This window comes from Streptomyces sp. NPDC107550 (assembly GCF_055639095.1).
On sequence record NZ_JBVKBC010000027.1, the window covers coordinates 23,294 to 34,584 of the forward strand.

The window sequence follows — 11,291 nt, forward strand, 5'->3', positions numbered from 1 at the left end:
CGTCGCCGCCTCCCCCCAGGGAGTGGGGCGCAGCCCCACTCCCTCAGCCACCGCCCCTGGGAGCTGGGGCGAAGCCCCGCTCCTCAGGGGCGCGGGGAACTGCGCAACCTCAGCTGCAAGCAGCCCGCGCTGGGGAACTCCCCGGGGGTGTCAGGACTGCGGGAGGCGGGCCAGTTGGGACTGGAGGCGGGTGATGTCCTCGTCCGCCTTGGCCAGGCGGCCCTTGATCTTGTCGACGACATGATCGGGCGCCTTGGCGAGGAACGCCTCATTGTTCAGCTTGCCCTCGGCCGCCGCCTTGTCCTTCTCCGCCGCCGCCAGATCCTTGGCGAGCCGCTTCCGCTCGGCGGCGACATCGATCGCGCCGGACAGATCGAGCGCGACCTCCGCCCCGGCGACGGGCAGCGTGGCGCTGGCCGCGAACCCCTCGCCCTCCGGCTGGAGCTTGAGGAGCTGACGGATCGCCGGCTCGTGCGGGGCGAGCGCGGTGCCCTCCACGCTGAGCCGCGCGGGCACCCGCTGGCCCGCCTTGAGGCCCTGGTCGGCCTTGAAGCGGCGGACCTCGACGACGACCTGCTGGACCGTACGGATCTCCTGCTCGGCCGCCTCGTCGCGGAAGCCGGAGTCCTTCGGCCAGTCGGCGACGACGACGGACTCGCCGCCGGTCAGCGTCGTCCACAGCGTCTCCGTGACGAACGGCACGATCGGGTGCAGCAGCCGCAGCGTCACGTCCAGGACCTCACCGAGGACCCGGCCCGACACCTTCGCCGGCTCGCCGCCCGCCATGAACGTCGTCTTCGACAGCTCGACGTACCAGTCGAAGACCTCGTCCCACGCGAAGTGGTACAGCGTGTCGGAGAGCTTGGCGAACTGGTAGTCGTCGTAGAAGGCGTCGACCTCCGCCACCGTCTTGTTCAGACGGGAGAGGATCCAGCGGTCCGTCGCCGTCATCTCGGAGACGTCCGGCAGCGGGCCCTCGACCGTCGCCCCGTTCATCAGGGCGAAGCGGGTCGCGTTCCAGATCTTGTTGGCGAAGTTGCGGGATGCCTGGACCCAGTCCTCGCCGATCGGGACGTCCGTGCCCGGGTTGGCGCCGCGCGCCAGCGTGAAGCGCAGGGCGTCCGACCCGTAGGAGTCCATCCAGTCGAGCGGGTCCACCACGTTGCCGAAGGACTTCGACATCTTCTTGCCGTTCTCGTCGCGGACGAGACCGGTCAGGGCGACCGTCTTGAAGGGGACCTCGCCGTCCATCGCGTACAGGCCGAACATCATCATCCGGACGACCCAGAAGAAGATGATGTCGTGGCCGGTGAGCAGGACGTCGGTCGAGTAGAACTTCTCCAGGTCCGGCGTCCGCTCGGGCCAGCCGAGCGTGGAGAACGGCCACAGGCCCGACGAGAACCACGTGTCGAGGACGTCCTCGTCCTGCTTCCAGCCCTCGGCCTCGGTGCCCGGCGGCTCCTCGTCGGGGCCGACGCAGACGACCTCGCCGTTCGGCCCGTACCAGACGGGGATGCGGTGGCCCCACCAGAGCTGGCGCGAGATGCACCAGTCGTTGAGGTTGTCGACCCAGTCGAAGTACCGCTTCTCCATCTCCTTGGGGTGGAGCGTGACGCGGCCGTCGCGCACGGCGTCACCGGCGGCCTTGGCCAGCGTCTCGACCTTGACCCACCACTGGAGCGACAGGCGCGGCTCGATGGTCGTCTTGCAGCGCGAGCAGTGGCCCACGGCGTGGACGTACGGGCGCTTCTCGGCGACGATGCGGCCCTGCTCGCGCAGCGCCTCGACGATCGCCGAGCGCGCCTCGAAGCGGTCCAGGCCCTCGAACGGGCCGGGGACCGTGATGACCCCGCGCTCGTCCATGATCGTCAGCGTCTCCAGGTCGTGGCGCTGGCCGATCGCGAAGTCGTTCGGGTCGTGGGCGGGGGTCACCTTGACGGCGCCCGTGCCGAACTCCGGGTCGACGTGCGTGTCCGCGACGACCGGGATCGTACGGTCCGTCAGCGGCAGCTTGATGCGCTTGCCGATGAGGTGCGCGTACCGCTCGTCGTCGGGGTGGACGGCGACGGCCGTGTCACCGAGCATCGTCTCGACGCGGGTGGTCGCCACGACGACGCTCTCGGCGCCCTCGCCGTACTTGAGCGAGACCAGCTCGCCGTCGTCGTCCTGGTAGTCCACCTCGATGTCCGAGATGGCGGTCAGGCAGCGCGGGCACCAGTTGATGATGCGCTCGGCGCGGTAGATCAGCTCGTCGTCGTAGAGCCGCTTGAAGATGGTCTGGACGGCCTGCGAGAGGCCCTCGTCCATGGTGAACCGCTCGCGCGACCAGTCGACGCCGTCGCCGAGGCGGCGCATCTGGCCGAGAATCTTGCCGCCGTACTCGTTCTTCCACTGCCAGACGCGCTCGACGAACTCCTCGCGGCCCAGGTCGTGCCGCGACTTGCCCTCCTCGGCGAGCTGCTGCTCCACCTTGTTCTGCGTGGCGATGCCGGCGTGGTCCATGCCGGGCAGCCACAGCGCCTCGAAGCCCTGCATGCGCTTGCGGCGCGTGAGGGCGTCCATCAGCGTGTGCTGGAAGGCGTGGCCCAGGTGCAGCGAACCCGTCACGTTCGGCGGGGGGATGACGATCGTGTACGGAGGCTTCTCGCTCTTGGCGTCGGCGGTGAAGTAACCCCGGTCCACCCAGCGCTCGTACAGCGCCCCCTCTACCTCGGCCGGCGCGTACTGGGTCGGCAGTTCGGTGGTGGGCGCTGAGTGCTGCTGCTGAGAGTTCTCGGTCACGGGCCCAGTTTAGGGGGGTCACAAGGCTGTACTGAAACTGATTCCGGTGGCCCGATCCGCACGTGCGTACGTCAGGATGTCAAAAGCACATAAGCATCGGGAGGGAACCCCACCAATGAGCTACAACCAGCCGGGCCCGTACGGAGGCCAGCAGCCCCAGCAGCCCGGGCCGTACGGCCAGCAGCCGCAGCAGCCTGGCCCCTACGGTCAGCAGCCCCCGGCCCAGCCCGGCTACGGCTACCCGCAGCAGGCGCCGCAGGGCGTCCCGCCGCAGCAGCCGTACGGCCAGCCCGGCGGCTACAGCCAGCCGCAGCAGCCCGGCCCCTACGGTCAGCCGCAGCAGGCCCCCTACGGCCAGTACCCGGCGCAGCCCCCGTCCGGCGGCGGCAGCGGCAAGAAGACGGGCCTGATCATCGCCGGCGTCGCGGTCGTCGCGGCGATCGGCGTGGGCGCGTACTTCGTGTTCGGCGGGGGCGGCGGCGCCTCGGTCGCGGACGACGGCCCCCACAAGCTGACGAGCCCCGCCACGGTCCTCGGCGAGTACAAGAAGAACACGCAGAAGCCGGGCGACGGCTTCTCGGACGAGGACATGAAGGACGCCGAGAAGGACGGCCTCAAGAACGGCAAGGAGGCCCACGGCAACTACCAGGCCACCGACCCGTCGAACCCGATGGGCGGCAAGGGCCTCAACTTCCAGGGCGCGTACGGCGAGATCGACGACCCCGAGAAGCTCGTGGACGGCGTCTTCGACAAGGCCGCTCTGGACATGGCGGGCGGGAAGAACGGGGAGGGGAAGGCCAAGCTCGTGGGCGACCCGACCGACTTCAGCACCGATGACGTCATCCTGAAGTGCCAGGAGATGACGATGGAGATGAACGGGGCGGCCACGGGGTCCACGGCCAAGACGATGCATCTGCCGGTCTGCATCTGGAGCGACAACAGCACCATGGCCATGGTCAGCTACGTCGAGGCCACGGACATGCTCGCGGGCAAGTCCCCCGACCTGAAGCAGACGTCCGAGATCGTGGCGAAGCTGCGCAAGGAGATCCGCGTCAAGGCCTGACGCGCGGAGCACACGAAAGGGGCCCCGGCCGGTGTTCACCGGCCGGGGCCCCTTCGTAGGTGTGCTGCCCGGTTACGCGGACTTCTGCTCGCCGTTGCCCGTGCCGCGGGAGTCGCGGGGGATCAGCGTCGGGTTCACGTTCGAGTGGACGGCGTCGGCGGTGATGACGACGCGGGCGACGTCCTTGCGGGACGGGACCTCGTACATCACCGACTGGAGGACCTCCTCCATGATCGCGCGCAGGCCGCGGGCGCCGGTGCGGCGCAGGATGGCCTGGTCGGCGATGGCCTCCAGCGCCTCGCGCTCGAAGTCCAGCTCCACTCCGTCGAGTTCGAACAGGCGCTGGTACTGCTTCACCAGCGCGTTACGCGGCTCGACGAGGATCTGGAGCAGGGCCTCGCGGTCGAGGTTGTGGACCGAGGTGATCACGGGGAGGCGGCCGATGAACTCGGGGATCATCCCGAACTTCACCAGGTCCTCCGGCATGACCTCCTGGAACTGGTCCTTCTCCTCCAGCTCGCGCTTGGAGTGGATCGTCGCGCCGAAGCCGATGCCCTTCGCGCCGGCCCGCGCCTCGATGATCTTCTCCAGGCCGGCGAACGCGCCGCCCACGATGAACAGCACGTTCGTCGTGTCGATCTGGATGAACTCCTGGTGCGGGTGCTTGCGCCCGCCCTGCGGCGGCACGGAGGCCGTCGTGCCCTCCAGGATCTTGAGCAGCGCCTGCTGGACGCCCTCGCCGCTGACATCGCGGGTGATCGACGGGTTCTCGCTCTTGCGGGCGACCTTGTCGATCTCGTCGATGTAGATGATCCCGGTCTCGGCCTTCTTGACGTCGTAGTCGGCCGCCTGGATCAGTTTCAGCAGGATGTTCTCGACGTCCTCGCCGACATAGCCCGCCTCGGTGAGGGCGGTCGCGTCGGCGATGGCGAACGGCACGTTCAGCATGCGCGCCAGGGTCTGGGCGAGCAGCGTCTTGCCGGAGCCGGTGGGGCCGAGCAGGAGGATGTTGGACTTGGCGAGCTCGATCGCGTCCTCGCGGCCCTGCGCGCCGCCGTTCTCCCCGGCCTGGACGCGCTTGTAGTGGTTGTACACCGCCACGGAGAGCGCCTTCTTGGCGGCCTCCTGGCCCACGACGTAGCTCTCCAGGAACTCGTAGATCTCCCGAGGCTTGGGCAGTTCCTCCCAGCGGACCTCGCTGGTCTCGGCGAGCTCCTCCTCGATGATCTCGTTGCAGAGGTCGATGCACTCGTCGCAGATGTATACACCGGGGCCTGCGATGAGCTTCTTGACCTGCTTCTGGCTCTTTCCGCAGAACGAGCACTTCAGCAGATCGCCGCCGTCACCGATACGTGCCACGGTGTGCTTCCCCTTCGCCTGGGAGACGCCGGCATCTGGCCGGCGGCTCCTGGTGCCTTGTATCTGACGGTACCTTGCCGGGCCCCCCGTTCGGGCCCCCCTTGGCACGGTTCACTTTGACGGGATCGCGTCGAGTACGACGAAGACCCCTCGTGGCGGCCGTGCCAAGGGATGGCAGACCATACAGCGGGCGGTTACGCGATCGCCGAGTTGTTCATCTTGCGCGTCGAGACGATCTGGTCGACGAGGCCGTACGCCAGGGCGTCCTCGGCGGTCAGGATCTTGTCGCGCTCGATGTCGTCGCGGATCTTCTCGATCGGCGTGGAGGAGTGCTTGGCCAGCATCTCCTCAAGCTGCGTACGCATTCGCAGGATCTCGTTGGCCGCGATCTCCAGGTCGGAGAGCTGCTCGCGGCCGGTGCCGCCGGAGGGCTGGTGGATCAGCACGCGCGCGTTCGGCAGGGCCATGCGCTTGCCGGGGGTGCCCGCGGCGAGCAGCACGGCGGCGGCCGAGGACGCCTGGCCCATGCACACCGTCTGGATGTCCGGCTTCACGAACTGCATCGTGTCGTAGATCGCGGTGAGCGCGGTGAACGAGCCGCCGGGGCTGTTGATGTAGATGGAGATGTCGCGGTCCGGGTCCATCGACTCCAGGCACAGGAGCTGCGCCATGACGTCGTTGGCGGAGGCGTCGTCGATCTGCACGCCGAGGAAGATGACCCGCTCCTCGAACAGCTTCGCGTACGGGTCGTACTCACGCACGCCCTGCGAGGTGCGCTCGACGAAGCGCGGGACCACGTAACGGTTGTCGACCTGCGGGCCCGTGTAGAGGCCGCTGCCGGGGATGTTGTTCATGATGGCGGTGTTCCGTCCTGGTGAGGGAAGGCAGTGGGCTTGGGACCGGTGCTGATCGCGGGGATCAGGCGCCGGTGCCGCCGCCGCCCGGAACACCCGTAGCGGCAGTGATGATCTCGTCGATGAGGCCGTACTCCTTGGCCTCCTCGGTGGTGAACCAGCGGTCGCGGTCACCGTCACGGATGATCGTCTCGACGCTCTGGCCGGAGTGGCGGGCGGTGATCTCCGCCATGCGCTTCTTCGTACGCAGCAGGTACTCGGCCTGGATCTTGACGTCCGAGGCGGTACCGCCGATGCCCGCGGAGCCCTGGTGCATCAGGATGTCGGTGTGCGGGAGCGCGAAGCGCTTGCCCGCGGAGCCGCCGGTCAGCAGGAACTGGCCCATCGAGGCCGCCATGCCCATACCGATCGTGACCACGTCGTTCGGGATGTACTGCATGGTGTCGTAGATCGCCATGCCGGCCGTCACCGAGCCGCCGGGGCTGTTGATGTAGAGGTAGATGTCCTTGTCGGGGTCGGCCGCAAGGAGCAGCATCTGCGCGGTGATCTTGTTGGCGATGTCGTCGTCGACCTGCTGGCCGAGGAAGATGATCCGCTCGCCGAGCAGCCGGTTGTACACATGGTCGCCGAGGCCACCACCGATGGACGGCTCGCCGGCGGCGGAAGGCATCAGATTCGTCACGTATCCACCTGCTCGTCTCTGACGGCTACGCGCCGTCTCGCGTCTCTAACTGAGGCCGGGCCCCTCGTCGGGGACTCCCCTGCCCTCGTATTCATGGACCCTAACGCGCGGGCCCCTCCGGGGAATCCCGGGAACGGAACTGTTCGCTGTGAGCGCATGCGCTCCGCTCGGGGGCGGTTCCTTGTCGTACGGGTGTTGAACGGGCCCCGGCCCCTGGGCGAGTGGGCGGCTCCGGCCGGTGGGAAACCTCGACTCTCGTCGTGGCCGCTCGCGCCGTTCCCCGCGCCCCTGGAGGGGCGACTGCGTCGCCACCTCCATCGGGGGAGGCAGGGGCGAAGCCCCGCCTCCAGGGGCGCGGGGAACTGCGCGACCAGCCCACCACCCGGCGAAAGACGAACAACCACACCCGGGGGCAGCGCCCCGTCAGGGGCGCGGGGAACTGCGCGAGACGCCCCACCCACCGTTAGACAACGAACCACGGGCAGGCCCACCTACCCAGGGGCGCGGGGAACTGCGCGGGACGCCAGCCACGAACCGCGGATGCGGATGCGCGCAGGCCCCCGGGGCGGGTGCCTCGGGGGCCTGCGGGGAGGGCGGGGGCGATCAGGCCTCCGGGGTCTCCTCGGACTGCTCCTCAGCGGCAGCGTCCTCGTCGTCCTCCAGGTCCACGACCTCACCGTTCGTGTCCTTGACCGTGGCGGCCTCGACGACGACGGCCAGCGCCTTGCCGCGGGCGACCTCGCCGACGAGCATCGGCACCTGGCCACCCTCGACGACGGCCTGCGCGAACTGGTCGGGGGACATGCCGGAGGAAGCCGCGCGACGCATGAGGTGCTCGGTGAGCTCCTCCTGGCTGACGTTCAGCTTCTCCTTGTTGACCAGCTCGTCGAGGACGAACTGGGTCTTGATGCCCTTGATCGCGGCCTCGCGCGTCTCGGCGTCGAACTCCTCGGCCGACTTGCCCTGGATCTCCAGGTACTTCGCCAGGTCGAGGCCCATCTGGCCGAGCTGGTGGTGCTCGAGGTTGTGCTTACGGGTGTTGACCTCGTCCTCGAGGAGCTTCTCGGGGACGGGGACCTCGACCAGCTCCAGGAGCTTCTCCAGGACGCGCTCCTGGGCCTGCGTGGCCTGGTCGTACTGCTTCATGTTCTCGAGGCGCTTGCGGCTGTCGGCCTTCAGCTCGTCGAGGGTGTCGAACTCGGAGGCGAGCTGGGCGAACTCGTCGTCCAGGGCCGGGAGTTCGCGCGCGGCGACCTGGGTGACCTTGACGGTGACCTCGGCCTCCTTGCCCTCGGCGGAGCCGCCCTTCAGCTCGGAGGTGAAGGTGGCCTCGCCACCGGCCTCCAGGCCCTTCACGGCGTCATCGATACCGTCCAGCAGTTCACCGGAGCCGATGGTGTAGGACACACCGCTGGCGATGCCGTCCTCCAGCACCTCGCCGTCGACCTTGGCCTCCAGGTCGATCGTCACGACGTCGCCGTCCTCGGCGGCACGCTCGACCGGAGAGGTGGAGGCGAAGCGCTCGCGGAGCTGCTCGACGGACTTGTCGACGTCCTCGTCGGTGACCTCGACCGCGTCGACCTCGACCTCGATGCCGGAGTAGTCCGGGATCTCGATGGCCGGGCGGATGTCGACCTCGGCGGTGAAGTTCAGCGTCTCGCCGTCCTTCAGCTCCGTGATGTCGACCTCGGGCTGGCCGAGGACGTTGAGCTCCGCCTCGTTGACCGCCTCGGTGTAGAACTTCGGGAGGGCGTCGTTGACGGCCTCCTCCAGCACCGCACCGCGGCCGAAGCGCTGGTCGATGACGCGGGCCGGGATCTTGCCCTTGCGGAAGCCCTTCACCGTGACCTGCTGGTTGATCTTCTTGTACGCCGCGTCGAGGCTGTCCTTGAGCTCCTCGAAGGGCACCTCAATGCTGAGCCGAACCCGGGTCGGGTTCAGGGTCTCGACGGCGCTCTTCACGGTTCGGTCTCCTTGGGGCTGACTTCTGGGATCTGCCCGGTTGAGAGACACTCGGGCATGCAGCTTGCATAGTAACGGCACGCCGGAGCGCACCCACAACGCGATCTTGGAGACGACGCCCGCAGCGTGACGGAGCTGCTGGTCGGGGTGGCGGGATTTGAACCCACGGCCTTCCGCTCCCAAAGCGGACGCGCTACCAAGCTGCGCCACACCCCGTCGGTGCGACACGTAGGGTACATGCCCCGCGCCGCCCCGACGCCCGGGCTGCGCGCGTGTGGGGACGGCGCGCGGGAGCGGGTGCGAAGAGCGTGGTGAGCGGGCGTGTACCGGCGCGGGAGGCGGCGGACGGCGTACGCGAGCGCGGAGCCGGCCGCGGGGTGTGCGGAGGGGGCCGCGGACCCGCTACGATGCCTGCGTGCCGTGACCGGCGAACGGTCGGCGCGCATGTGCGGGCGTAGCTCAATGGTAGAGCCCTAGTCTTCCAAACTAGCTACGCGGGTTCGATTCCCGTCGCCCGCTCCGAATGATTCAAGGCCAGGTCAGAGGCGTTATCTCCTCGACCTGGCCTTGCGTCGTCCCCGGGCCCGGTGCGGAGGGGGCGCTCACCTTTTACGGGGAGGCCCCGCGGGCATGAGGAAGCGGTCCGGGAGCTTTTCGACTGCTCCCGGACGGGCGGACCCTGCGCGGCGCGGGGTCAGAATTTGATCGCGCTGATACTGCTGGCGACCGAGTTGAGGAAGTTGTGGATCGCGGGCGCCATTCCGGTCGAGGCCAGGAAGAAGCCGAAGAGAACCGCGACTATGGCGGGCCCCGCCTTCATCGAGCCGCCACGCATCAGCACGACGAGGACGATCGCCAACAACAGCACCACTGACAGCGAAATGGCCACTCTGATCACACCCTAGGTCGGTCCGCTCTCCCGGCCCGGAGGGTAGAGCCCCGCCCACCCCCCGCCAGAACCATCGTGCCACCAACCGGCCCTCTGTATGCGGTCGGTGACGCATCGTCGGCCACGCGCGCGCGAGGGCGCGCGAGGCGCGCACCCTTGGGGCGTATGGGCGGCGCGGGCCCGCGGGGCCCGGGACCGGTCGGCTTCCGGCCGCAATTCGGCTTGATCGCTTCCCTGGGGGCACATGCGGCCCTCACATGCCCCTCGCATGCCTCTCGCATATGGTTCGCGCTTTTCCCCACTTTCCCCCGACGATGCACACAGGAAAGTCACGAGGAATTCAGTGGCCGAATACGCGCGATCACCGGTTCGGATCAATGGGGCATATCGCCAGGATGGCCCGGTGGCGTTATGCACCCTTTCGGCGGGATGATCAGTGTGATAAGGGGCAGATCGGCCGTCCGGGCATCTCATCGGTATGGATACCGACTTCCCGCATTCCGGGCTGTCCGATAGCGACATGGCGGAATCGACTTGAGGGTTTTACGAAATCCCGGAGCCGCCACTAAGGTGCCTCAGATGTTCCCCGCTGCCATGTCCCCGACCGGCGCGGTGCGGTCCGCCCCGCTGCCCGAAGCCGCGCCCGCCGGGGCCCCCGCCGCCCCCGCCCCGGCCGCTCAGGAACGTCCCGCCGCGAGGCCCCGGCAGCGGGACGCGTTCTTCGACAACGCCAAGTACCTCGCCATCGTCTTCGTGGCGATGGGCCATTCATGGGAACCGCTGACGGACGGCAGCCGGGCCGCCGAGGCGCTCTACATGATCGTCTACAGCTTCCACATGCCGGCGTTCATCATCATCTCCGGCTACTTCTCCCGCTCCTTCGACGCGAGCCCCGCGCGGCTGCGGCGGCTCATCACGGGCGTGGCGGTCCCGTACGTCGTCTTCGAAGTCGCGTACAGCCTCTTCAAGCGGTACGCGGACGACGACCCGGGGCATCCGATCAGCCTGCTCGATCCCTGGTACCTGACGTGGTTCCTGGTCGCGCTGTTCGTGTGGCGGCTGACCACACCGCTGTGGAAGGTCGTGCGGTGGCCGCTGCCGCTCGCGGTGCTCATCGCCGTTCTCGCGTCCGTCTCCCCCGACATCGGGGACGACCTCGATCTCCAGCGGGTGCTGCAGTTCCTGCCGTTCTTCGTGCTGGGGCTCGTGATGAAGCCCGAGCACTTCAAGCTCGTACGGCGGCGTGAGGTGCGGATGCTGTCCGTGCCGGTCGTGTGCGCCGCGCTCGTCGTCGCCTACTGGGCCGCTCCTCGGATGACGTCCGCCTGGTTCTATCACCGGGACAGTGCGCAGGAGTTGGGGGCGCCGTGGTGGGCCGGGGTCGTCATGACGCTCGCGCTGCTGGGGTGTTCGCTGGTGCTGACGGCGTGCTTCTTCGCGTGGGTGCCGGGGAGGCGGATGTGGTTCACCGTGCTGGGGGCGGGGACGTTGTACGGGTATCTGCTGCACGGGTTTCTTGCGAAGGGGGCGCGGTTCTGGGGGTGGTTCGATGCGGGGTGGGTGCATACGCCGTATGGGGAGGTGCTGGTGACTGTCGTCGCCGGGGTTGTCGTCACGGGGTTGTGTATGCCTGGTGTTCGGCGGGTTTTTCGGGGGGTTGTGGAGCCGGAGATGGGGTGGGCGTTTCGCGGGCGGGAGTGA

Annotated in this window: 8 protein-coding genes and 2 tRNA genes; 3 read left to right on the forward strand and 7 right to left on the reverse strand. The window is 68.5% G+C overall.

The window, feature by feature from the left end:
* Window positions 1-150: 150 nt before the first annotated feature.
* The gene (locus ACZ7LY_RS27205) at window positions 151-2,781 is read right to left on the reverse strand and encodes a valine--tRNA ligase (RefSeq protein WP_471627354.1); all 2,631 of its coding nucleotides are present in this window, start codon (window positions 2,779-2,781) and stop codon (window positions 151-153) included.
* Between the two features lie 115 nt (window positions 2,782-2,896).
* Between ACZ7LY_RS27205 and ACZ7LY_RS27210 the strand changes: the two genes are divergently transcribed.
* A complete protein-coding gene (locus ACZ7LY_RS27210; protein WP_471627355.1) occupies window positions 2,897-3,844 on the forward strand; it encodes a hypothetical protein in 948 nt (315 codons plus the stop codon).
* Window positions 3,845-3,916: 72 nt separating this feature from the next.
* Here the strand turns inward: ACZ7LY_RS27210 and clpX are convergent, their stop codons facing one another.
* From clpX to ACZ7LY_RS27235, 5 genes are all read right to left on the reverse strand, one after another.
* Window positions 3,917-5,203 carry an ATP-dependent Clp protease ATP-binding subunit ClpX gene (gene clpX, locus ACZ7LY_RS27215; RefSeq protein ID WP_471627356.1) on the reverse strand — a complete coding sequence of 429 codons (1,287 nt, stop codon included), beginning with the start codon at window positions 5,201-5,203 and terminating at the stop codon, window positions 3,917-3,919.
* A gap of 194 nt (window positions 5,204-5,397) precedes the next feature.
* Entirely contained in the window at window positions 5,398-6,057 is a 660-nt protein-coding gene (locus ACZ7LY_RS27220; RefSeq protein WP_471627357.1) for an ATP-dependent Clp protease proteolytic subunit, read from the reverse strand.
* A gap of 64 nt (window positions 6,058-6,121) precedes the next feature.
* Window positions 6,122-6,727 carry an ATP-dependent Clp protease proteolytic subunit gene (locus ACZ7LY_RS27225; RefSeq protein WP_471627409.1) on the reverse strand — a complete coding sequence of 202 codons (606 nt, stop codon included), beginning with the start codon at window positions 6,725-6,727 and terminating at the stop codon, window positions 6,122-6,124.
* 615 nt (window positions 6,728-7,342) lie between these two features.
* Window positions 7,343-8,701: a trigger factor gene (gene tig, locus ACZ7LY_RS27230; protein ID WP_471627358.1), complete on the reverse strand. Its 1,359-nt coding sequence runs from the start codon at window positions 8,699-8,701 to the stop codon at window positions 7,343-7,345.
* A 139-nt stretch (window positions 8,702-8,840) separates the two neighbouring features.
* Window positions 8,841-8,917 (reverse strand) — tRNA-Pro (locus ACZ7LY_RS27235).
* 232 nt (window positions 8,918-9,149) lie between these two features.
* On the opposite strand from ACZ7LY_RS27235, the gene ACZ7LY_RS27240 reads away from it, so the two are divergent.
* Window positions 9,150-9,220, forward strand: a tRNA-Gly gene (locus ACZ7LY_RS27240).
* A gap of 175 nt (window positions 9,221-9,395) precedes the next feature.
* Here ACZ7LY_RS27240 and ACZ7LY_RS27245 read toward each other — a convergent pair.
* Window positions 9,396-9,590 carry a hypothetical protein gene (locus tag ACZ7LY_RS27245; protein WP_471627359.1) on the reverse strand — a complete coding sequence of 65 codons (195 nt, stop codon included), beginning with the start codon at window positions 9,588-9,590 and terminating at the stop codon, window positions 9,396-9,398.
* 579 nt (window positions 9,591-10,169) lie between these two features.
* Here ACZ7LY_RS27245 and ACZ7LY_RS27250 point away from each other — a divergent pair.
* A complete protein-coding gene (locus ACZ7LY_RS27250; RefSeq protein WP_471627360.1) occupies window positions 10,170-11,291 on the forward strand; it encodes an acyltransferase family protein in 1,122 nt (373 codons plus the stop codon).

Bases quoted from the DNA above. Each gene is read 5' to 3' on its own strand.
- ACZ7LY_RS27210 (WP_471627355.1), top strand. From the start codon at position 2,897: ATGAGCTACAACCAGCCGGGCCCGTACGGAGGCCAGCAGCCCCAGCAG.
- ACZ7LY_RS27220 (WP_471627357.1), bottom strand. From the start codon at position 6,057: ATGAACAACATCCCCGGCAGCGGCCTCTACACGGGCCCGCAGGTCGAC.
- ACZ7LY_RS27225 (WP_471627409.1), bottom strand. From the start codon at position 6,727: ATGCCTTCCGCCGCCGGCGAGCCGTCCATCGGTGGTGGCCTCGGCGAC.
- ACZ7LY_RS27250 (WP_471627360.1), top strand. From the start codon at position 10,170: ATGTTCCCCGCTGCCATGTCCCCGACCGGCGCGGTGCGGTCCGCCCCG.